We start from the raw sequence: 22,599 nt of genomic DNA, 5'->3' as shown, positions 1-22,599 counted from the left end.
TATGGCGCCGGTGCCCAACATGAATGCAGCAGCGAATCAACTCGATCAGTACACGTTCACAGATTTCACCAAGCTCACCTTCTCTCCCCAATACGCATCAGAAGCTCTGGGTATCAGCACTCAAACGCTCAAGCAAATCGAGAAGGATTTTGATCTTAAGATCAGTCGCGTAGCCCGCGGATCCGTTGAAGCACGCAGTTACTCCATCAACGACATTTTTCAGATTGCAGCGCTACGCCGGCAGAATGGAAACACTAAGGGTCTATCGCAGCCGATCACTATCTGCACGTACGTGCAGAAGGGGGGGACGGCAAAGACGACAACCTCTTGCAACGTCGGCATTCTCTCTGCCATGGCAGGCTTCAAGACGCTAATCATCGACAATGACCCTCAGGCAGATGTTTCCAGCATGTTGGGCTATGACCCAGACCAGACTACGGAAGAGCTTGTAGAGCTCGGACTGCCTGCTGACAGAGCAGTTGAGGGCCACCTTGGCAACCTTCTACGGCTGGGAACAACATTCAGCGAAATGTCTCTTGACCAAGTCATCAAGAAGCCATTTGGCGAGCATGGCCCACATCTGATTCCTGCTTTCGATTCTCTGGACGATATGGACCTTGTATTACGGAATTCTCAAGGTGCTGACTTCCGGTACGGACTGTTCATCGATCGCGCAAGAAAAGGTCAACTCAAACACTGCGACCTTTCAAGCTACGATGTGATCGTCATGGACAACGCCCCTTCCGGCACAATGCTTTCGCGGAACAGCCTCGCTGCGGCAGATTTTTTGCTTTGCCCTATCCGTATGGACAAGTTTTCATTCCGAGCCCTGTCGCGCCTGGCTTTCAAGATCAACGAAATGAGCGCTGATTTTGGTCGTGCCCCCGAAATTATTGCCATCCCGACAATGTACATGCGTAATCGCCCCCGTTTGCAGGCTAACCTGACTCGCCTATCGCAACTGTTTCCGGGTAAGGTCACAGAACAGCAACTGTTCCATTCCGAGGACTACTCCAAAAGCTTGGAGGACGGCGTTCCACTAGCGCTTTGGAAACAAGGTAGCGAGAACTCACTTGGAGCATTTCGAAAGGTGTTTGATGAAATGATGGGCCGTGTAAGGTCCGTTTTGGAGAAAGCTAAATGAGGAGCTCCAGCCCAATAGGCAGGCCAACAATGGTGGCCACTGAAGAAAAGTCCAGCATTCAGGGAGTTGCCGTTCCCAAAACGATGCCCGAGGCAAACCTCCGTCCAATGAGCGAACTGCTCAGCACCATGGGTCTGAATGAGGAACAAGCAGAAGGCGAAAAGGCTCTGGAGAGAGCTCCGGTGTCAGATTCACACCATGTCCACGTTCCCAGTTTCGATGACGTGAAGCTCAGCGGGGAGCTCTACCCTGGTGAGTATATGTACTTGCCCCTCACCAAGATTGTGCGAGGCAAATACCAACCTCGACGCGTTTTTGATCCTGAAAAACTGACCGCCCTCGCGAACACTATTGCGGATCAGGGCCTTCATACTGCTATCGTTGTTCGCCCCCTTGCTGATGGGACCTTCGAGCTCATTGCTGGTGAACGTCGTTACCTTGCCCATCAGCTGCTACGGAAGACCTCCATCTATGTCTGCGTCAGGAATCTGGACGATGCAGAAGCAGAAGTTCTCGCTGTAACTGACAATGACGCTCGTGAAGATTTGTCCGACTTCGAACGGGGGGCCAGCTACAAGAGGTTGCTCGATCAAGGCACTGTCCAGAACCAAGCTGAATTGGCCCGTCGTGTTGGGAAAAGCATGTCAACCATCAGCAGGTGCCTCGCTTACTTCAAACTTCCCGCGGAAGTTCTCACGATGCTTGAGGCTGACCCAGAGCTTATTGGCAACCGCGTGGTCGCTGAATTGGTGTCATTGGCTGACAAAGGTCACGCTGAAACAGTCATCACTGCGGCGGATAAGATACGTTGCGGTACTTCGCAAGACAGTGCCATCAACTGGGCAAAAGGCGAGATACGCCGTCTGGCGTCCCCGCAAGCTCCAGTGCCTCCAAGGCAAATTAATTACAAAGAAAGGTCTCAGCTTGAGGTACGGTTTGATGGTCGAAAACTGATCCTTACCCCTCCTAAGGGAGTAGATCCTGCTGAAGTCCTGGCCTACTTAGAGGAGGCTTTGAAGGCCCGCGGCTGAAGAGTTATTGCTCAATTGCCGCCGGGCTCTGCCGGCGGCGAGGTATGGTTCCTCTCACTTATCTACTGCCCTCCCCGCATCCAAATCCTCGGTTAACTCATTGATAAGTCAAAGCAAAATTCGCATGCTATTGCTTTGCTCTTGAATTATGCCTCTCGATTTTCACTGTGAAACAACAAGCCTCGACCTATACATTTTCATTTCACCTCCGTTTTCACAGTGAAATTCCTATCCTATCTCGCTGTTTTCAGGCGTCTGCAAACCTGGCCTGTTGTCATGATGAGCGCATTTTTTTCACTGTGAAAACTTCATCAGTTGCGGATGGTCGCCTACGACACGGTGCGATCGGCATGAAGTTGTCAAAGAGCGGAGCCAGGATTTCACAGTGAAAATGTCGCAGTGGATTTCGCAACCGGGTTCATAGATTTCACTGTGAAAACAGAAAAAACTGAATTTGCCTATCCAGGCTTAGAAATGTGGCGCCCGCTCAGGCTGGATAAGCTGCTTCTGAGCATCCATCAAGACTTAAATCGGACAGCAGAGATTAGGTCCTGTATGCCACCCCTGCCCATCCCGTCCGAAGCTGAACCCAATACTTTATTCTCTTCGCACTGCGCACTGCATAGTGCGTAGTGCGTAGTGCGTAGTGCGTGGTGTACGGTGCTCACCAGGCACTTAATTAGGGACTATTGGTTGAGCGACGAGCCGTGGGCCTTCCTTCCCGTCCTGTACTCATCGGCCGGTGTATCTAAACGACGCAGTGCACGAATCGGCACTAGGTGGGGAATGCCCACAATTCGACGACCAATCACGACATGGATCCTTGTCCTTGTTGAGAGGCCTGCGCAGTATTTCACAGTGAAATGTTGTGACCGGGCCGTTTAAGGCTGAGCAGCACCCCACCTCAATGCCCAAATTCGACAAGGCCCAAAAACGATCCGATTTTCACTGTGAAATCCTCATTGTCTTCGAGTCCTTCTACACGACAGCCGTAGTGCGAAATGTATTTCACAGTGAAATCGAGCTGCGAGAAGGTCAATTAAAGGAAGTCTTAGCTGTTCGAATATTCGACTGCGTGAGTACTGGCGAGGCGGGTACATGACAGGCTCGTGTCTGATCTCCACGGTTATGCGATATGCCCATAGCAAAGTGGTGACCGATATCGGCGCCTATCCAGGAGTTTTCACTGTGAAAAGGATTCCACACGTGCTCGCCGCTTGGTCCATTTTATTCACGCGACGATCCCGCCGAACGTGAATTTTCACTGTGAAAACAATTGGGCTCATTAAGATGAATTGCTCAACCGGCCATTGCCAGGCCCTCAAAAGTCCCTCTCCAGGAAGACCAGACGCCCACAATTTCACAGTGAAAATCCCACCGTTGCGTACAGGGTAACGACCTAACAAACTAGATTTGCCCCCAATAGCTGCTTGCTGGATAACAGCAGAAAAGGACCAACTGGACCAGATTTTCACAGTGAAAATCTCAGGCGGCTCGCTTCAACCGAAAGATCAGACTCAGTTCAAAAATCTGGCGCCAGATACTTGTAGCGTACGCTTACGTGTTATCACTAAAATACAAAACATTGTTGTTCATCCCCTTATACAACGTTTGGCTTTCAAGCCGCCCCTCTACCAATTGGAGATAAACATGACGATTTCGCTGCTGCTGACCGAAGGTTCTGGAACCATTTTCGAGAACCAAAACCGCTCCTCCGACGCCGCACCGTTAATGGTGGGGTACGTGGAGTTTTTGCTGAACAAAGAACGCGGCCAAAAGCTCAAGCTTGAGGTAGCTGTCTGGATGAAGGAACGTGCAAACGAGACGAAGGATAAGTTTTACTCCCTATCGATCGGTGGCATTAACGCAAGCCTGTTCAAGGAGTCGGACAAGAAGGAGAATGGTCCTGACTACGCCGGAAGCTTTGGATTTAACCAGGAAATGCGGATTGCAGGCTGGAAAAAAGATGGCGTCAACGGCGGTAAGCCCTTCATCAGTCTTTCGATCAGCCCTAAGCTGAAGGACAAGCAAACCCCAGCGCCCAACCAGGCGAAAGCCACGGGATCTGCGACACCGCCGCAAGGTAACGAGATTGAAACCGGCCTTCCGGATTTCAAATTCTAGCTGAAATGTTCTACCCACGACCCCGCCGCCAGCGGGGTTTTTTTTTGGTTCTTCACGGAATCCCGGGAAACACAGAAACAAGAACACCGATTTGATTGATGATGTTCGTGCGAGCAAACACATCTAACAAACCGGCGTTCTTATGCGCGATATTAATACTTTCCTTCCTTTTTGGGAGGGCTTTTCTGTCGTCAACATCAAGCCTGATGGTGACGCCCTCCAGATCGATCTAACACCCCACGCCAACCGATTCCCTTCCTGTGGAGGGTGCCTAAAACCCTGTTCAACCACTCATGAGTATTGCGAGCGAGTGATTCGTGATTTGCCCATTCTCGGTCGTGCGGTGCGCCTTAGCGTTTTGCTCAGGCGTGTTGCCTGCCGCGACTGTGGCAAACGCATGGAGGCCGTCAGTTGGCTGGATCGCTATGCCCGCATGACGCGTCGCTTGGCCGATGCGGTCATTCAGGCCTGCGAGCGACTTCCCACCTTGCACGTGGCCCAGATGTTTGGGCTGCATTGGGACACCGTTCGGTTGCTGGAGCGTCGAGCCTTACAGGCGGCGTTGAGCACGCTGCCGAAGGCGCAACCACGACGCCTGGTGATGGATGAATTCGCGTTGTTCAAGGGGCATCGATACGCCAGTGTGGTGTTGGATGCCGATACGCGACGAGTGCTATGGATCGGCGAAGGCCGAAGCCGGGCGGCGGTTCGGCCCTTTTTCGAAGAGCTGGGGCCGGAAGGATGTGCTCGAATCGAAGCGGTGGCGATGGACATGAATACCGCTTTTGACCTGGAGGTTCGTCAGCACTGCCCGAAAGCGCGAGTGGTGTACGACCTTTTTCATGTAGTGGCCAAATATGGCCGAGAGGTGATTGATCGGGTCCGCGTCGACGAAGCCAATCGACTGCGCCACGACAAGCCTGCTCGAAAGGTCATCAAGCAAGCGCGATGGCTGTTGCTGCGCAATCCGCAGAACCTGAAAACACCGGAACAGCAGGTTCACTTGCAGGATTTGCTGGCGGCGAACCAATCGTTGATGACGGTCTATTTGATGAAGGCTGAGCTCAAAGCACTCTGGACACCGGGCGCTGCTTGGGCCTGGAGATCGGACTGGAAGCAATGGCTGCGCCATGCTCATCAAAGCGAAATACCGGCTCTGATCCAGTTTGCAAAACGGCTAAAGGGCTACTGGCGGGGCATCGTCAGCCGGGTTCGCTGGCCGATGCACACGGGTCAGTTGGAAGGAATAAACAATCGAATAAAGGTCATCAAGCGGATGGCGTACGGTTATCGGGATAGCGAATTCTTTTTCATGAAGATCAAGAGCGTCTTTCCCGGTAATCCGTGAAGAACCTTTTTTTTGGCCCAAAATCATTGCCTGGTAGGAGCTGGCACCTGGAATGTTTCATAGCCTCAAGGAATGAAAACCTCAAGCTGAAAGCTCTCGGGGCCTTAGGCTTGGATGAAAGGATCTTATTGAACGCTCATCCTCCAGGCTCAACTTGCAACTCCCAGCACTAGGCTCTGTAACCAGCTCATTTCCATACTGCTGGAAGGTACTGAGTGCCCCATCTACCGCTGCAAGACATAAACCGGGCGCATCCCCTGTGAAAACGAGGTTGTTGTGCCATGCGTAGTGCGCAAGCCTGCCTGCCGAGCCCTCCGGGTTCTAACCCATGGTGGTCTGCCTCTCGCGTCTTTTTCACAGCTTTTCTGCCAATTGTGCCGCAGCTAGGGGCTGGTCGGGGGGGCAACGCCCCCCCTTATACCCGTCAAATGTGCCATCACTAGGGACAGAGCTTACAAATGTGCCATCGTTAGATGGTAATACGGCCCCCACACTTAGGCATGCGACCTCGCCTTGCCGCTTGTTTTGTCTGTTGTGCCATCGTCAGTGATATAGCAGAGCCCTATTGATTAGGGATTTCACTGTGAAAAGTTCCATCGCGATGCTTCCCTCCTCGATAAGTGTCTCTAATGACGTAGAAGCACCGCGATGAGCGGATTTGATTGGGGTGTCAAAGGGAGGGGAGCAGGTAGGTACCCAGGTGGAATGAGCCTAAATGTGCCATCGTCAGGGGCGGACCTCCTAAGCTATCCCCTTGTACTACCAAGCAAATCCCAAATGTGCCATTGCTAGAGCAATGCTAAAGCCAATGTCGGGATTGTTAAGGGAAGATGCCAGCGTTAGTGGCAAAATGTGCCACGATTAGATATTCCTGACATCTGGATTCATCTACCTAAGAATGGCTGAAGCCCTTGTGAATAAAGGCTTTGACGGTTTTGTGCCACCGTTAGAAAGGTGTTTTCCTAACCGTGGCACATTTCATGGATATCTCTAACAAGAGCACAATAGGAATCTAACGACGGCACATTTGTCTAGCGCTGGCACAGAAAGGATCTGACCAAGGCACAAATGCTTAGATTCCCGGCACATTTGGCCCTGGCCATGGCACAGAAAAACCGCTGTAGCCCTTGTGTTACGCGGGTTTGATGGGTTTACTAACAAAGCTTTAAAAAAGCATTCAAAACAGAAACAAGCTGTTGTTAGTTTTTTTGCTAGCGCATCTCGAAGCGAAAAACACAAAAGCAACATCGAAGTGGGGAGCCCTAGAGATGGCACATTTCAGCACTGGCGATGGAACCGAAAAAGCGTTGACCTCGTGACTTTTGTTCCAGTAATGTGCCACCACAGTCATTGACGGCACATTTCAAGATGGACACCCAACCCAAGAAAACACGAGCCTCCAGGGCCAAGCCTACTGAGGCCCCGACGATCGAGGCAAGTCCAGCCAAACGCAAGAGGGCTCCCAAGCTTCAGGTTGTCCGAGATACAGAACTCTCGAAGGCTGTGGAGCTGCGCAAAGCGACTGAGGCCTTGTCGATGCGAAACGTGTCCACTTCAAGTGATTTCACATTTCTGCAAAGGAAACTCTACAACACGCTTCTCCAGTTTGCCCAACAGCGGCCGGAGGCAGAGTCCGTTCATGACATCCCAATCAAAAAGGTCGAGGAACACGTTGGCCACACGACCACAAATAGTCGTGATTACCTGAAGAAAGTGCTCAAGAGCATGACCCAGGTACAGGTCGAATTCGATTACAAAGGTGACGCTAAAGGACGTAAAAGCGAATGGGGTATTGCCAACCTTATCGCAGAAGCCTACATCCTCGATGACAACCAGACAGTTAGGTTTTCCTTTCCGGCTGAAATGAAACGCCGCCTCCTGGACCCTAAGATTTTCAATCTCATTGATCTTCGGATGCAATATCACTTCTCAAGCTTCTCAGCGCTGACGTTGCACGAGATAGTGTCCCGATACTTTGGCTCCCCGCACGGCGAGACCTATCGTTCACACTGGACTGAGTGGAGCGTCTCCCTGTCTGGGTCCGCGACGCCTCACGCTGAGTTTCGCGACTTCAACAAGATGCTGGGTCGTGCGATTGAACAGGTCAACAGCATTGAAAGTCGGTTCAGGATCGCTGCCCAGGTTACAAAATTGAACCGGAAGATGGATCAGCTTTGGTTCAAACTTGAAACGCTCAAGCAGCCAGGCCTCGGGCTTAACCCTACACCTGAGCTGGTCAGTCCGTCCGTTGCAAAGCGGCTTAAGGCATTGTCACTGAGCGGTAAGGACATCGAAGAGCTCGGCATGAATTTCGATGAGGAATATTTGTTAGCCCAAGCCGATTACACTGAGGGGCAGATCAAGAAGGACGGGAGCAAGATCGCAAGCCCAGCTGCGTATTTGAAGGCGGCCGTGCAGAATAATTATGCGAATGCACCAACCAACCAAAATCCTTCTCAGCCGAAAAAGACAACTCCGCCTAAGGCTGATGCTGAAAAGCCAGCAAAAACGCCCTCAGTGACCCCACCAGCTGCTCCGGGTAACCAGATGGCGACTCTTCTCGAACAATGGGGTTCGGCTCAGCGAGACACGATTCGCAGTGAGTTCAGCGCTCTCGACGACGAAGGGAAGGAAGCCCTGGTCCAACGCTACGAATCTGAATTGAGGAAGGATGAGGTAGCCTTTGGCTTCTACAAGAAAAAGGGTCTGCACACCATGGTGGTGAATTGCATCGTTCAGATCATTTTTGCAGAGCGGTTCCCGGAATCTCCATCATCCGATGTTTTGCTCGATTTTGTGCTTTCGAGCAGTAACGTTTGAAGCCGGCCTATCACTGAGTGCTGCCAGGTTCGTTCGACATTGAAGCTGTTCTTTTGACAAGCGAGAGCAGCGACTCTGATGTTAGAAACGGCGAATTCCTAAGCATCTGTCCCATAAGCAACGTCACCACTTCAAAACAATCACCAGGGCCGATCGGAAGAGATCGGCCGTTTTGACCCCTTGCATTGACAGTCAGAAACACCTTTCCCTTTTGGTTTTCAAGCGTGAACCATTTTTCGTTTTGGGCTCCATGTCCTTTCCCGTCGAACCGTGTCTGAAGCTGAAGCAAGGTCGCCAGCACTCCGGGTAATTCACGCGGTGATAGCTGGATCCCAACCTTGTCCTTCCAGTTGTAAGAGCGCTCTCCTGATGATTCTGCCGCCTCGATACGAATGGTGTGTGACTGATTCCTGGTTAAGTCCGCAGAAAAGCACACAGCTACACGCGCGCCATAGACGTGCCGGTTGATGTAGGGTCTGTCGGCTGATTCATCGCTGCGCTCACCCGCGTCTGATTCGTCTTGTTCCATGACGGAGCAGGCATGTACTTGGTGGTCGCCACTGATTGGGCTGGTGTTGCATTCAACCTGGGCGCGCTTGTACACAGTTTCCAAATATTGGCCATGTTCATCTGCCGGGCACCCGGCCTCAACCCAGGACTTCAAGACTTTTGAAAACTTTGGGCCCTCTGTTTTACCGATACGGATGAGCACCGGAAGGGTAGGGTTATCGAACTTCGCGGCCTTGAGCCTTGGAGATACGGCAGGCAACACATTGAAAAGGATGCCCCGCAGGTAGGCGGCCGCTACAGGGTCGCCTGAACTGGCTGAGTCGATAGAGCTTGTGAAGACTTCGCCCTCAATGTCGTATATTTCACCGAGGATCGTTGGCAAAGGGACCGGGATGTTCAACGCAGTGAGTTGAGTTGAAACTATCGTAGCATCGAAATGCATTGGGAAACCCTGATTAATACTGATGCTTGATTCTAGCAGTATTCAGGAAATTATTGCTACGTGTTATAGAATGTCGATATCCAAGGCGTGGTTCAACTCGTCCTCTATGTCAATCGGCTTACCATTGAGCATGAAATCAGATTTGGTGATGACTCCCAATGCCATCATCACCAATGGTGTTCCCATGTCAATCTGCTTGGCGACTTCACGCATCAGGGGGAGATCTCGCAATGAAGGGATCGAACGCTTCATCCGCCACGAGCACAACTTTTCATACGGAATGTTGGTTTTTAAAGCCGCCTCTCGGAGACCCTCGGACCACGTAGCAGCTACGAGCTGATCAAGAATGAAATCTGGAGATGTAGCCACGTCTGCTTTGTTCACGGCTTCGAAATAATCGGCAGCTTCCCGGCTCGGGTCGATCTGACAGCCAGGGTTAAAAACAGTTGAGGATTGAATCAGACAGTAATCAGCCCAACGGAAAACGTCGGCCATTTGAAGGACCCTGAATCCAGAGCACTGAAGAAAGGCTGCGATCAGGTCGATTCGCTTCCGATCGAGCACCTCATGAATGGCTCGGGGCTTTGCCCGCGACTCATCCCCAAAGCAGCTTGCCAATGTGTCAGCTGTAAAGCCGCACAGCTTGCTTGCCTCCGAAAAGGGGACGGATAGAAGTTCACATCTGTCGATTATGGCCTGATAGAGGCGGAGCCCAGGGTGCACTACAAATCCTTATCTTTTAAACATTCATCAGTTGCACAGATTCAGACACCTTATGTCGGCAGCTACCCAACCATTCATTAGTCAGGGAAAGCGATTTGGTGAACTCTGGCTCAATGTTTTCCGCGAATGATGAACCATCCAACCCCGTCACCACACCAAAGGCATATGCCGAGGATACTGATAGCAATTGGCCAAGCATATCGGGTAGAGGTGACCGATTGGAATACGTGACCAGAGCTTTTTGAATGCTGACTGGGAATTTCCAACGTTTGAGGAGCTCCGCTCCAACCTCTGCATTATCAAATCCAAGGATGGATTGTTCTACGCTGCGACGGCCCGCAAAGTCGAAGACATCTACGGTTTGGACAACCTGGGCAGCTTCGTCGGGCATGATGAGGTGGATAAGCAGCACGCCTAAACCTTGCATCAAACCAGTGGTAAAAGCCTCTTCGCGATCATGCCCAACTTTTTCCGCTAACGCCGAAGCCATGAAAGCTGTGTGCATTCCCATTTTCCAGTAACTCGGCATCACAATGCCTGGTGCATCCGGAAGCGCTTTCAACAGACCGTTGGTGATGATCGTAGTTCTGAAGTTGTGAATGCCTATAGTAGAAATGGCATCCTCCAGGCTGGAGACCGTGCCGCTACGACCGAAATAAGCTGAGTTCGCGGTACGAAGCACCTTAGCCGCGAGCACTTGATCCAGGCTCACTGCTTTCGCGATGCTTGAGAGCTGAACGGACGGGTCCCTGGTCATCGCAAGCAATTCCATAACCACCGATGAAATCGTAGGCAACGCCGCGGGTTTATTGAATATTTTTGCCAGGGGTTTCATCTAGAAAACTCTCAAGAAGGTATGGTCAATCCATCACACAGAACCTGCCAAATTGTAACGATTTGATGTGGGCGGGTCATTAGCCATTCCGGCTTTGGCCAATGCCTACGGGCGTAGAGGTCTAACTGTATTCAGAACGAGGCCCATTTAACGACTCGGTTTACCTGTTCAGTATCTGTTCAATTCCCGCTGAATTCAGCCTTATGGGTGCATGTTTCCAGATTTTCTGGGAATTTTGTTCTTACACACTCGTGTGACACATCTCTCTTTGCAAGGCGGTTAGGCGAAAAGCCTTAACAGCATACTCTTTCAGGAGATTCACACATGATCCACCAACCACAGCTCACCCAGACCAATACTCGCGCACTACTTATCTCTGGCCTTTTCCCCAACGGGGAGATGTTCTCAGACGTCGTGCACGCTTCTACTTCCTATGAAGCTCAGATCCGCTTGATCGCTCAGTGTCGCTACAGTGACGCTGGTGGTGATTTGGAAGTGACCAGACTCGCTGACGCATCCACTGGATCGGCTGTTCCGGACGCTCTCCTTTCTGCTGATCAAGACCTGCTGACAGAGGTTGAAGCCGTCGAGTATGTGCTGTACACCGTTCAAAACTCCCTCGACACCGGGCGCAGAACCTCGACAGATCCAGCATCTGTCACACTGCGTTCGTACGTTGAGTTCTTCGATATCGTTCTGTCAGAAGCTCCTCAAGTCTTTGAGGCACTCAGCTCAGGAGATCCGCTTTCATCCGATGATGATATTGGCTTGATGTTCGAAGATTCCACAGGCTCTGAAAACGAGCTGGTGCCGGCGGATGCGTTATACGCATTGGCGATCGCTGCACTGGAGGAGGGGAGGGTGGCGGCGGCCTATCAGGTTTTGACGATGGCCAACGTCACCCGTGTTGCGTTGAGTAAAGCTTGCATCAAAGCTTTGACTTGAGAGAGAAGCCTTCTGGACCCTGGTGGTTCAGAAGGTTTTTTTTCGTCTACCAAATCATTGTCACAGGAACCAGCTCGCTGATTTGGGCTGTTACCCCTTGCTCATCATTCATGATCCGACCCTGTAAGTGCAGCCTCTGGGCTTTAAACATTTCCCCTTTTTGCCAACCAGCACGCTGCCTGGTGATGACGCAACGGATCGCGCCGGTGAGATCCGAAGCAACGAACTCGAAACATTCTTGATCGTCGACCAAGCAGGGGAGTGGGGCCTCTTTTATCAGGTATATCCCCTCGAAGTGATGTCCAGCTTCCAAAATAGCTACGTGATGGTGTCGACCGGTGGCCAAGTACTCATCGGCATTGCAAATCATGTTCGGCTCCTAGAGCGGGTTGGAAGATTTGAGTTCATCGAGCAACGAAGGATCAGGGCCACAAACCTCTGGAGGAATGGAGGCTCGATTGTTGATCCATGTGCTGCATCTCTTTGGGTAAGGCAAGCGCCTAAATTTATGGCCACCCATCCTGGAGTTAACGATGACCCCGATTTTGATTTCTATTGTCCTTTTCGTGATCGGATTTCCGTTTGCGGACAAAGCCTGCATTGGCACGCCAGCGCGCTAATGAACCACCCAAACCGACAGATCATCTGTCGGTTTTTTTTTGCTGAAAAAAAACCCGCATCTCTGCGGGCTTTTAAAGTTCTCGGTTACGAACGTTCGTCTGCGAGCCGCTGCTCAACGGCTTTCTCAATGCGACTTTGGAAGTCATCGATCCATTGCTCGTACCGGCCTAGAGCTGTGATGTCTGGCTTGGTATCGTCATTCCGCCACCGGTAGATGGTCATTTTGGTGACCCCGAGCAGCTTGGCCATTTGCTCATCACCTGTAGTTTGCAGCCGCTCCTCCCATTCCTTGAGGATTGCCGACATGGGACGTTTGAACCTGTCGAGACGAGATGTCATATGAGGTTCTTCAGCACGCAGATCTCGTGCTTTCTTCATGACTTCAGCAGGTACTGATGCGGTACGCCCGTAAATGTATGACGAGAGCCTCGGGAGGCCGATGCCAAGCGCAAAAGCATAATCCTGGTTGCGCAACCCCAGTTCTTCGCCGATTTTTACAAGTTCCGATTGATCGGAGGAGAGTTCTGCCCGACTGCCAGCCCGCGGGCGTTTTTGGGCTGGAGAGGAGTTTCCTGTCTGCCTCTGGGTAGCTGCGGCAGGCTCAACGTCGATATCGGACATTGGCTGTGTTTTTTTCATCGATACCATGGGGTCTTGGTCCATGTGGAAAATGCCCGAATTAGCCACTATTTGTTCTCCGTTGATCACCCGTTGAAGTGCTGCCGCCATTTTTCGTTTGGCAGCTTCAGTATCTATATCTCTGTCGTGGTCTTCTTCCACCTGTTCAGCCAAGGTAGCTTGCTCAAGCTCCTCTCCCATCTCAAGCATGTCTTCGATGGAGCGGTGGTTTGCTACCATTTTCTGCCGATCTCGATAGACCTCACGGCTGACGTTGCTGGCCACCGCATATACCACTGCGTACACAGCATCAGCGTCGACCGTCTTTGCCAGCATAGACTTGAAGAAAACCTCCAAAACGCGTTGCAAAACGTCTTCGAAGTCGTCCATGTCGCAATGATGTTTTTTGAGATTGACTCGGCAGATCTTCCGGACACGTTCGTCCCGGTTCATCTCGAACGCGATTCGATTAACAAATGCAGGGGATCGATCCGTGGCGGAGATGTATCTCTCGCACAGGAGTTCGAAAGTCGAGGGGGGGCCGCTTGGCTTGGATGAAGAAGAATCGACGGTGGTATTTTCTGCAAGCCTTGGAGGTTTCGCGGTCTCCAAGGCCTGAATCTGTTCTACTGCCATAAGGGGCTCGTTGGTTTACAAAATCCTACGAAGCCACGAAGTCCACAGAGCGATCGAGTCGGGGTAGAACAACGTCTCTAAAATGTCCGATGCTTGAGGACACCTTCAACAGAATCGACATTCCGGCAGCCAAGATCTCAATCTTGATCTCGGGATACGAAATCATCGCTTGTTCTATCCGCTCGCTAACGACTTGTTCCTGGCAAGCTTGGTCCTTTCCTTCGAGCTCAAACACAGCAAGAGGGTTTTGACCAGGTTCAATACCGAGAGCATCAAGGCCGATCTCGATTGGGGAGTATTCGTGGATCATGAAACATTACCTCTACTCGCAACCTGTTAGGTCGCTGATTTTGATTATACGTACGTGACAGACCACGTCAATCGAATCCATAACGCGTAACTGGAAGATCGCGACGATACTGTCAGTGTACTGTGCATTACGCAGGCGCTATTTTTGGTGGAGGCGAGTGGCCATCTTCAGAAGGTAGTGACCTGGATTGCTCTTTCAAAGCGGCCTAGTGCACTAATGACTTGAGCAGTATCAGATGCAAACCCGGACGCAATCTGGATACCCGCTAGAAGTATTTCAGCTTTCGCTTCAGGAAAATCGGTCATTGCTTTGATCATGCATTTTGTGGCGCAGGATACTGAGCAGTTCTTATTGAAGCGAGGGCAACGCGGACGGCCTTCAGTGGAGAGGCACCCCAGAGAGGACAGGCCAATTTCTGTTGCGCCTTGAGAGTTGTCTAAACCATATGACATGTAAGTATCCCTAATTCTCAATTCCGGTGATCGGATCCAAGAATCAAATTATAGGGACCTGTAGATAAACGGGTCAACAAACTGACGTCAAAAAAGTTCAACTTTTGTTACACTTTAGTGCCTGCAAAATTTGGTATGCAGAAATTTACGTATGCAAAAAATCGATTAGCTAAGTGCGCTCAGGATTGTAAGACAGTTTTCAGAAATAAAAAACCGCCGCTCATAAGGAGCGACGGTTTGTGTGATGCAGTTAAAGAAATACGTCCATCGGAGCGATGAGTTTATCTTCAAAGTCCGCTTCCTCTGATGAAGGCTTGCGTTGAGGCAAACCTTCGCAGGAGGGGACGGCAGCGCCCGTCGGGCCTGTGTGCGCCGGTGTTGAAGGCTTCCGTGAAAGGATTGCGCATTCTGGTGCTTTCAGTACATTGGATTTGGAAGTACCTAGCCCATTGCTGCTCGGCAGATTTGCCAATTGCTTGGTGACGCGTTTCGGCGGGTAAGGAATGTCATCCAGGTTGTAGGTCTTCTGTACGGTCACCTTGTTACCGATTTGGTTGTTCTCTCTTCGGAACGGTTTCTCCCGTACAGTTTTAAACTTCTCGATTGGAGCTGATTCAACCGCTGGCCAGTATGTGAAGTTACCAGTTTTGAACAGTGCCCAAATGGGCAGGTTAATAGCCACTCCCAAGATGAGCAAAGCAACCTTTCCCGCGTAGCCACTGCATATCAATGCAAGTGTGCCTATCAGGATAACTATCCATGCGATGTGATGCCCATTAATGCGCTGTCTCATGATTACCCCGTTGATGTCTTGATGCTCGGAGATGTCGAACACAGACCCCTAACTCTATTTTCGACGAAAAAAAACCTCCCCTTATGAGGGAGGTGGTTGAGCGTTTAGAAAATGAGATCGATTTTCAGATCTACGTCGACCATGGAATCGAACGGTTTTGATGACTTCGTCCCAGGATGAAGAGCCGGAGGAGTGGCACTGCTACCAGGCACGTTGGCTGACGGGATGTTTGAATTTCCTTGTGTGTCCCTGACAATCGCATTTTCCGTTGCTGGTTTGCGGTAACGGTCAATTTGATCTTCAGAGATTTTGATTCCTTTGTCAGCGAGCAGCTTTCGCCAGTCCACTTGCCCCTTGCGCTGTGATAGCAGTACAGAGACTCCATTCCCCTCATGTCGTTTTCGTCCGAGCGGCATCTGAGTAAGAAGTACGTTTCTCGCTTGCTCCTCACGAGCGAGGGCTTCTTGCAACTCGCGATGCGCAGACTGCCAAGCAGTTGCCGCCGCTACCCATTCATCAGAGGCCCATTTCCCTGTTTGCAGCCGGTGCCAGAATTCATGATCACCTCGTAGGATCTGATCGATCCGTTTCTGATTTCGAGGCACCTTCAGCAGTACTCCTTTCTCCCCATCAAACGAGTAGTAATGAGCGAACTGCGCCTCTGCCACAAAGATTTGTTGTTGGACCTGGTCAACGTACTCAGGTGGAACGATGCCTTTCATTGCCAGAGCATGAGCGGTATCTCCTGGGCACTTGATCTCGACAGGTATCGCATCAAACGCGTTGTAGCCGTCGAAAGAGGCACGGATGAACGGGTAGATGCTGCTCTCTGCAATGATTGGTGTAACGGTTGTCCCGGTATGCCTTTCATATGCTCGACGTGCAATGGGTTCCAACAGGTGGCCCCTCGCACGAATCCTGTCCAGAAAAGGGTTAGGTGGTGGGGGAGGGCCGATGCCCCTTCTAAGCCGAAACAGCTCGTAAGCGGTTCGGAACTTCGATGTGCCCATGATTGCAGGTGCTTCACTGGCGCCGATGCCGTTGGCACGCCACGCCAGCCATGCTGCGGTGTTTTGCTGCGTCGCAGGGCCTGTGATGATACGCATGGTCATTGGATACTCCACAAAGGCAGACCTCGCCGACAAGATGTCGGTGCTAGTCCTGATGAGTAGAGATGCGTAACGTCTCCAGTGAAATTCGTTTGTAAGGGCGTGTACGACATATCCCTCTGTCACGTCTAACACTGAAGGCCTACTGTATGAACGACCTAGAAAAACGAACCGCAAGCTTGTGCCGGCGTTTGGCAGAGATGGGGATACTGGCAATACCGGCCGCGCCTTCTGGCATGCAACGCTTCCACCTCTACGCAATGGAACCTGCATCCGCCCGCTCTTTGGCATTGCACTATGATCAGGACGAGTTTGAGTCCACGAATACTCGGCTGATCACCCTGTTTGAAAGCGAATCAGGCGACAACGAGGTTTGGCGATCAGAAGAAGCTGAAGTGCTGGTGCGTACCAGCCACCCTGCGTCTGCGCCTGGTCTTTTGTCAGCCCTGCCTTCGAGAACGTCAGTGCAGCAGCATGGCGCTGAACATCTGAGCGTAGAAGGGTACTGGGATAATGTTGGTGCTGACAGAATTCTGTTGACCCGATGCCCGCTGGCCGCAGACATAACCTCCCGAGCTTGGCGATCTGCCTGAGCTCACACCCGGCTACTTTGCGTAGCCGGGTTTTCTTTTGCCCTGATTATTCTCCCAGGCGCATCGTGATTGGAAATCCCCGCACGGCGTTCGCCGTTCGCAGATCATCCAGAGTTACGGATGGATCGGAGGACGCTGCTGCCGAGCTCGCACAACCCATTCCGGTCATGCAAATGCTGTGGATCACTAGGCTGACCGCTTTCAGGTCACTCACATTCTGACCATTTGAGTTTTGCGCTGCGTCAGAGGCAGACGTAACGCCTGATGTGACTGTGTTACCGACCACACCTGCATCATTGCATGAGCGAAGTAGTGCGCACGCCGCCACTGAAACACCCACCGATGCGCTTGTCGCCAAGACATTGCCTGTGGTGGTGTGTGCCTCCTTATAGTCGGACGCCGGCCCTGCATAGATTTCAGTGATGGAGTATGTGAGTTTCGCATCACCTGAGGTCAGGTTGTAGCCACCCTTTTTAAGCGATTGGTTGGCATAGTCGGCAAGTTCCTGATGCCCATCCTTGGATACAGCTTTCACGGTCCAGCCTTCTCGGATTCTGCCGTTAATCTGGGCGGACTGAATGCGAATTGGGCCGTCTTCGACCGTGATAGGTTTGGCAGCACAACCGGTGAGGGATGAGAGGGTGCAGGTAGCCGCGAAAATCGCAAACAGATGTTTGATCACGGGAAGGACTCTGGTGGATAACATGTAGCAATAATACTGGTTGGTCTGCGTGGTTGGCTACAGCAAATTTTCAGAAGCGATGGTCAAGCAGGCGGAAGAGCATAGAAAATGAGTGGAAGGCTGGTAGATCCGGAAGCACCGATGGAGGTCGGCTCAAGGTATAAAAAAACTGGGTCTCTTTTGACATGCAAAAGAGCCCAGTCCTGGTAACCACAGCTGCCGCGGCGCTGTAGGTGGAATCCACCGTTACCAAGACTGAGCTCACCTCTTTTGTCGCCATTAGGAGTATCGATAGCAATACGACTCCTGCTTGGCTAGCTTTGCGAATCCCCACCAGTTGCACCTGGTTGCTATGTAAAGGACGCGAGTCCGGGGAAGTCATTGGCGCTTGTTCACGTATTGGTGAACGACCTGAAGGTTTACCGCTGCGACCTAATCGTCCAGCTGCGTTGTCTGTTCCTGGGAGAAGCCCGGACACGACTATTGATCTGATCTCAAAACTGGCGGTGCATCACCGAGTCGAGAACACAGAGCAAACACAGGGGATGCATTAGGGAGCGGTAGTTTCAAGGGGTATTTGGGTAATGCGCTGACCCTTTACCGTGTTTCTGACTACAAAGGAGGCTTCGCGACCTCGGACCTAAACTGGCTTCTCCAGTAACAGTATCCGTTAACTTTGCAAGAGGTTATGGTCAACACGGGTTGATAATCATGATGAGAGAAAAAAAAACCGGCGCGGTGGCCGGTTCATAAGTGAGGGTGATTCAGGTCGTGCGTGGGATTACGGCGGTCGATGCCACAAAGTCGAACAGGGCTTGCGCTTTCACAGTGAAAATGGGCAGTGCTAGGAAGGCTAGAAGTGCCACCACCAGGATCAAGGGCTGTCCGATACTCAGAAGCAGGACGACGGACAAGATTTTCAACGTCGTGCGGAACAAACACTGCCAGATGGTTAACTGCCCGGATAATGAAGACGTGCGAAGCCGGAACAGGACTTTCCCAATCGTCGCACCGTTCCACGTTCGGGTCAGCCCTACCTCGTACACCAACCAGGCAAGTGGGAGGAGAGCAAGAAAGAAGGGTGCGAGGCTTAACGCTATACCCTCGAACCATCCCATAGTGCTACCGGGTACTGGCGCTAGACCAGTGGCTGCGATGGGGTTGAAAACTACAGTCAGGTAAGCAGTCAATGCCAGAATGCCTGAAAGGGTTGCGGCGATCACAATCAGGTCGATTGCCATCGCCCCAATCCTTTGAAGCAAGAAAGCAGATCGTCTGTAAATACTCATGCTCGATTGTCCTTCTGGTGTGACGCATGCCCGGCTCGACTTAACCGAACATCGCGCCCATGGAGTTCAGAACGGCCATTTGGTCCGCGTCCGGAATAGGTGATTCAGGAGGATTGGGTTGCGCCAACTCCTCTTCTCGATCTTGCAGTAACCCGGGTTGTGCGGCTGTAGGTCCAGCGTTTGTCGCCGCTTCGCCGATCGACGGGGGAAGAGGGGCGGCCACCACCTGATCGAGAACTGGAGAGTGCGCACTTTCAGTTGCCATGCTCCCCACGGTTTCAGCTGGATGGCTGTCACCACCTTTCGGCTCAAGGGCATCCAAACCTCTTCCGGTTGGTTGATGACCTGGTGATGTCTGGTCATCAGAGTGAACGCCAGCAGAGGGCGACGTACCGGTAAGTGCTCTTGCCGTCACCTCACGCTGCCGAGGCATACGTTTTTTTCTCGATGGTTGCGGAGCGGCTTCTCGACGGGATTGCCTTCCCGTTGGAATCAGCCCTCCCGGCCCCGCCAACACCTCATTCAGGGCTTCATCCAGAGTGCCCGCCTCAAGGTTGCGCAGATACCACTGGTAGAAAACGCCACGGATCAAGGGGGTATCATTTCCATACGGAAGTTCTGACATGAACTCCAGAAGGCCAGGGCATGCATCCTCGGGAATATTAAGATTTATTTTCCGCTCTTTTTCGTTCGGGTCATAAACCCGTATGAGCTTAGCCATTTACGGCGGCCTGGGAGTTTGCATTGACGGATGCCCGGATCAGTTGTCCGAGAGCATATCTGGCGAAGCCGTCCGCGACTGCCCATCGAGAGTTCGGTAGGAGGATGCTGTGTTTCCAGGTCTGGGAAGTGACATTGTAAATTGCACCAGCGCTACCGCCCGCGATAAGAATGCCGGTAAGCGAGCGTGCGTCATCCGCGAAGAGAGAATTCGCCTTTGCGATGATCTCCTGAATGACATGACCTTGTCCTTCGCCAATTTCTTCCTCAATGTTCAGTTCGGTACCGAACTGATACAAGCACTTAGAAGTGAAGGACTCTTCGCATTCGACAAGACTGGCCTGAATCTCTTTTTTCGCGAGAATATGGCGTAGTCGCTCAGCTGCGGTACTCATCCCAGAACAAGAGTCAGCACCCCGTTCGATATATTGCCCCTCTTTCATCAACAAAAAGTCGGTGGAGAAATGTCCACCTTCAATGACGCCATAGGATTTCAATTTCCCGCCTTGGCCCATTAACTTTTCTTTGATGGGCATTCCTGATTTATCAAGAATGTAGTCACAGTAAGCACCCATAGGCTGAGGAAGAGCTTTCAATTCAACCCCCGCAGGAAGAGCTTTACTTGTGCGGGCTACAAGACTTTCTTGGCGCGATCCGAACAGCCTGGCAGGAGTACCGATTACGATCAGTGCATCATCAAGACCGGGAACTCCTTGGTGCTTTAGTCGGGTGATCGCTGACTGAATCAGAGCAAGATATTCAGGCGTATCGGTCCAGTTGTCATTCAGCCCTACCGATGATGTGAGGTTGCCTTGCAGCCTGGCCGTGTCACCGGTGAAGAAGGCTTTGCCATCAACCGTTTCGGTTTCCAGTTTTGCCCGAGCAGCGGTCGTGGGGTCGCTCAATTCCACCGCAGCCACAACCAGGGTGGGGAAAATCACGTCGAATCTCTTTGACCCGTGGTATGCAACGACTTTCATGGCGCTACGGCCGGCATCAAGGCCTACAACGGTGCGAACTTTCATGAATTAACTTCCTACAGATCAATGGGTTACGTACTGGAAACGATGTGCACTCCACACTATTCACTTACTACAGTGGAATGCGTACTGCCTACTGTATGGTGCACATTGATGCGAGTTTAAGATACATAACACGTATTGACAATACCAACAGTAGCCGAACAAAATCCGCCCCGAACGCCTCTTTGGCGCGGCTATACACAACCCCCCGGCGAACGCTTAAACAATGGCTATACACAACCCCCCCTCGATCGACGATTTCGAAGAGCTCCGGCAGCGCGGCAGGGACGCAATTGACACCGCTATCGAGTACCTCATCCGCATCGACAATCTCCTGGTTCGGATGGGAGATCTGCTGTACGTGATGCAGCCGTTCCAGACAGGCCGAATCGCCATCGACTTCAACAGCCACCGTGGGCAGGCCAGACCATTCGTGCGCGTCTACCGCAAGCTGCGTGCGGGCAAAGGCAAATGGATGTCTACAAACATCAGCCACCAGGGCCTGACCAAAAGAGTGAAGAGGGCTCGGGAGTTTGAGCCCAACCACAAGCTCATGCTCGTGTTGTGCGAACGTATTTCTAAACTGTTTGAACTGCGGGCCCAGATGCAGGAACGTCTACGCAATATGATTCAGGGCGTGACGCTAACCAGCAGGACACGCGATGAAGTGCTCTCCGATCTTGAAACTCTTGTGGCGGGCATGCTGGATCAGGTTGAAGCCAAGTATGAGGGTGTGATTGATATCGACGAGTAGCCCAGCAACCAGCGTAATCGAGGCCTTGCCGATGAAAGTCGTCAGGGCCTTTTTGTTGCCGAGATGGACCAGAAACAGTTCGGTGACGGGCGGCGTGTGAACTTAGGCGTTGGTGAAGCAGATCATAAGCAAACCGGTGTTACGCGATGTGGGACCTTGCGGCTTTGGCGAAGCGATTCAGAAGCATAACGGTGGTGTGGCGGAGTCTGATCTGAGGCTTCTGGCGGGCCGAGTTTGAATCATTGGCGGAGAATTACTTTCAGCTGCCGATGACGGGCGTACGTTCATCTTGAGCGCTGGTTGAGTCTGACTCTTGGCGGGTCGCGCCCATCCCTTTAATTAATTTAATTTTCTTTTCTCCTTTCTCTCCTTCCACGAGCACGGCGGCAACTTCTCCCTCTTGTAGCGCACGCACTTGTGCTGAAATCACTTTTGATTCTGCGTCTTGTGCGGGTGCATTATCTGATTGTTTGGCCCTTCGCGGTAATCTCGCGGGCAGTTCTGTCTCGGGTACTTCTTGCATTCTTACTTGTCGCTCTCACCGCTGAAGTCATTGTCACCTTTGCAGCTGTCACTCTGAGCTCTTTTGCTGCTTTCATTTCTTCTCCTCACATGTTCCATACTTACTCGTGCATGCACAATTCTGGGTTTGTCTTCTGCAACTGTCCTTTCTTTCACTGCGTGTTGTGCCACCTCTAGTGTCGCGCTCAATCTCGCACAACCAGCATCAGCGTCTCTTGTTCAGATGGCTATTTCGATGTTGCGGCGGTACCCGCTTTTCTTCATGTCGGAGCATAACCATTTGTGCCTATACGGCCATCGCCCGAATCTCGATCCAGTGCGTCTGTCAGCCGACTGGCAGGCCGATCAGTCCAGAGGCTTCACGGTGGTGACCCCAGGAAGGATCTGACGGGGGGAGGGCAGAGCCGGCTGAGAAGGATGCGGCGGGGTGAAGGAGCGGCGGGCGGTGCAAAGGCGGCGGCGCAGACCTGGCGGGCGGGGTGAGGTCGGCGACGGTGGGTGGTGGCGGAGTGGGATCTGTCGTGGGTCGACGCAGATGGTTGGCGACGCGGTATTC

At 51.9% G+C, this 22,599-nt stretch carries 22 protein-coding genes; 8 read left to right on the top strand and 14 right to left on the bottom strand.

Going from position 1 to position 22,599, the window contains the following annotated elements:
- Positions 1-19 precede the first annotated feature (19 nt).
- From BLS87_RS30370 to BLS87_RS30345, 5 genes are all read left to right on the top strand, one after another.
- Positions 20-1,144: an AAA family ATPase gene (locus BLS87_RS30370; RefSeq protein ID WP_074758670.1), complete on the top strand. Its 1,125-nt coding sequence runs from the start codon at positions 20-22 to the stop codon at positions 1,142-1,144.
- Between the two features lie 29 nt (positions 1,145-1,173).
- The gene (locus tag BLS87_RS30365; protein ID WP_208605229.1) at positions 1,174-2,175 is read left to right on the top strand and encodes a ParB/RepB/Spo0J family partition protein; all 1,002 of its coding nucleotides are present in this window, start codon (positions 1,174-1,176) and stop codon (positions 2,173-2,175) included.
- 1,650 nt (positions 2,176-3,825) lie between these two features.
- Positions 3,826-4,299, top strand: a complete 474-nt coding sequence (locus BLS87_RS30355; RefSeq protein WP_074758664.1) for a hypothetical protein — start codon at positions 3,826-3,828, stop codon at positions 4,297-4,299.
- A 142-nt stretch (positions 4,300-4,441) separates the two neighbouring features.
- Complete coding sequence (locus BLS87_RS30350) at positions 4,442-5,647, top strand: ISL3 family transposase (protein WP_083370799.1); 1,206 nt, start codon at positions 4,442-4,444, stop codon at positions 5,645-5,647.
- Between the two features lie 1,368 nt (positions 5,648-7,015).
- Complete coding sequence (locus BLS87_RS30345; RefSeq protein ID WP_208605228.1) at positions 7,016-8,467, top strand: RepB family plasmid replication initiator protein; 1,452 nt, start codon at positions 7,016-7,018, stop codon at positions 8,465-8,467.
- 10 nt (positions 8,468-8,477) lie between these two features.
- On the opposite strand, the gene BLS87_RS30340 is transcribed toward BLS87_RS30345, so the two are convergent.
- The 3 genes from BLS87_RS30340 to BLS87_RS30330 form a co-directional block, all read right to left on the bottom strand.
- Positions 8,478-9,419, bottom strand: a complete 942-nt coding sequence (locus BLS87_RS30340) for a hypothetical protein (protein ID WP_074758660.1) — start codon at positions 9,417-9,419, stop codon at positions 8,478-8,480.
- Positions 9,420-9,482: 63 nt separating this feature from the next.
- Positions 9,483-9,914 (bottom strand): hypothetical protein, encoded by a 432-nt coding sequence (locus BLS87_RS30335; RefSeq protein ID WP_244165923.1) that lies wholly within the window; start codon positions 9,912-9,914, stop codon positions 9,483-9,485.
- Between the two features lie 244 nt (positions 9,915-10,158).
- Positions 10,159-10,977 (bottom strand): HDOD domain-containing protein, encoded by an 819-nt coding sequence (locus tag BLS87_RS30330; protein ID WP_074758656.1) that lies wholly within the window; start codon positions 10,975-10,977, stop codon positions 10,159-10,161.
- A gap of 324 nt (positions 10,978-11,301) precedes the next feature.
- Between BLS87_RS30330 and BLS87_RS30325 the strand changes: the two genes are divergently transcribed.
- On the top strand, positions 11,302-11,922 hold the full coding sequence (locus tag BLS87_RS30325; RefSeq protein WP_074758654.1) for a hypothetical protein: 621 nt from the start codon (positions 11,302-11,304) through the stop codon (positions 11,920-11,922).
- A gap of 46 nt (positions 11,923-11,968) precedes the next feature.
- Here the strand turns inward: BLS87_RS30325 and BLS87_RS30320 are convergent, their stop codons facing one another.
- From BLS87_RS30320 to BLS87_RS30300, 6 genes are all read right to left on the bottom strand, one after another.
- Positions 11,969-12,292, bottom strand: a complete 324-nt coding sequence (locus BLS87_RS30320; protein ID WP_074758652.1) for a hypothetical protein — start codon at positions 12,290-12,292, stop codon at positions 11,969-11,971.
- Positions 12,293-12,627: 335 nt separating this feature from the next.
- Positions 12,628-13,797, bottom strand: a complete 1,170-nt coding sequence (locus BLS87_RS30315; protein ID WP_074758650.1) for a hypothetical protein — start codon at positions 13,795-13,797, stop codon at positions 12,628-12,630.
- Between the two features lie 25 nt (positions 13,798-13,822).
- Positions 13,823-14,107: a hypothetical protein gene (locus tag BLS87_RS30310; protein ID WP_074758648.1), complete on the bottom strand. Its 285-nt coding sequence runs from the start codon at positions 14,105-14,107 to the stop codon at positions 13,823-13,825.
- A gap of 167 nt (positions 14,108-14,274) precedes the next feature.
- Positions 14,275-14,559, bottom strand: a complete 285-nt coding sequence (locus BLS87_RS33970; RefSeq protein WP_143024521.1) for a hypothetical protein — start codon at positions 14,557-14,559, stop codon at positions 14,275-14,277.
- A 250-nt stretch (positions 14,560-14,809) separates the two neighbouring features.
- On the bottom strand, positions 14,810-15,394 hold the full coding sequence (locus tag BLS87_RS30305) for a hypothetical protein (RefSeq protein WP_074758646.1): 585 nt from the start codon (positions 15,392-15,394) through the stop codon (positions 14,810-14,812).
- Positions 15,395-15,456: 62 nt separating this feature from the next.
- Positions 15,457-16,464, bottom strand: a complete 1,008-nt coding sequence (locus BLS87_RS30300) for a lambda-exonuclease family protein (RefSeq protein ID WP_083370798.1) — start codon at positions 16,462-16,464, stop codon at positions 15,457-15,459.
- Between the two features lie 146 nt (positions 16,465-16,610).
- Between BLS87_RS30300 and BLS87_RS33965 the strand changes: the two genes are divergently transcribed.
- Positions 16,611-17,054, top strand: a complete 444-nt coding sequence (locus BLS87_RS33965) for a hypothetical protein (RefSeq protein ID WP_143024520.1) — start codon at positions 16,611-16,613, stop codon at positions 17,052-17,054.
- 46 nt (positions 17,055-17,100) lie between these two features.
- On the opposite strand, the gene BLS87_RS30295 is transcribed toward BLS87_RS33965, so the two are convergent.
- From BLS87_RS30295 to BLS87_RS30275, 4 genes are all read right to left on the bottom strand, one after another.
- Entirely contained in the window at positions 17,101-17,736 is a 636-nt protein-coding gene (locus tag BLS87_RS30295; RefSeq protein ID WP_208605227.1) for a hypothetical protein, read from the bottom strand.
- Between the two features lie 764 nt (positions 17,737-18,500).
- The gene (locus tag BLS87_RS30285; protein ID WP_074758640.1) at positions 18,501-19,025 is read right to left on the bottom strand and encodes an RDD family protein; all 525 of its coding nucleotides are present in this window, start codon (positions 19,023-19,025) and stop codon (positions 18,501-18,503) included.
- Positions 19,026-19,065: 40 nt separating this feature from the next.
- Positions 19,066-19,746 carry a hypothetical protein gene (locus tag BLS87_RS34490; protein WP_208605225.1) on the bottom strand — a complete coding sequence of 227 codons (681 nt, stop codon included), beginning with the start codon at positions 19,744-19,746 and terminating at the stop codon, positions 19,066-19,068.
- Positions 19,739-20,770 (bottom strand): ParM/StbA family protein, encoded by a 1,032-nt coding sequence (locus tag BLS87_RS30275; RefSeq protein ID WP_074758638.1) that lies wholly within the window; start codon positions 20,768-20,770, stop codon positions 19,739-19,741. Before BLS87_RS30275 ends, BLS87_RS34490 begins: the two co-directional genes overlap by 8 nt.
- 223 nt (positions 20,771-20,993) lie before the next feature.
- Between BLS87_RS30275 and BLS87_RS30270 the strand changes: the two genes are divergently transcribed.
- A complete protein-coding gene (locus BLS87_RS30270; protein WP_074758636.1) occupies positions 20,994-21,521 on the top strand; it encodes a hypothetical protein in 528 nt (175 codons plus the stop codon).
- A gap of 259 nt (positions 21,522-21,780) precedes the next feature.
- On the opposite strand, the gene BLS87_RS33960 is transcribed toward BLS87_RS30270, so the two are convergent.
- Positions 21,781-22,044: a hypothetical protein gene (locus BLS87_RS33960; protein WP_143024519.1), complete on the bottom strand. Its 264-nt coding sequence runs from the start codon at positions 22,042-22,044 to the stop codon at positions 21,781-21,783.
- Between the last annotated feature and the right edge of the window lie 555 nt (positions 22,045-22,599).

The sequence above is a fragment of the Pseudomonas abietaniphila genome, assembly GCF_900100795.1.
In the GTDB taxonomy this organism is placed as follows: domain Bacteria; phylum Pseudomonadota; class Gammaproteobacteria; order Pseudomonadales; family Pseudomonadaceae; genus Aquipseudomonas; species Aquipseudomonas abietaniphila.
The sequence above is the reverse complement of the archived record's forward strand: the minus strand, read 5'-3'. Positions and strand labels throughout refer to the sequence as shown.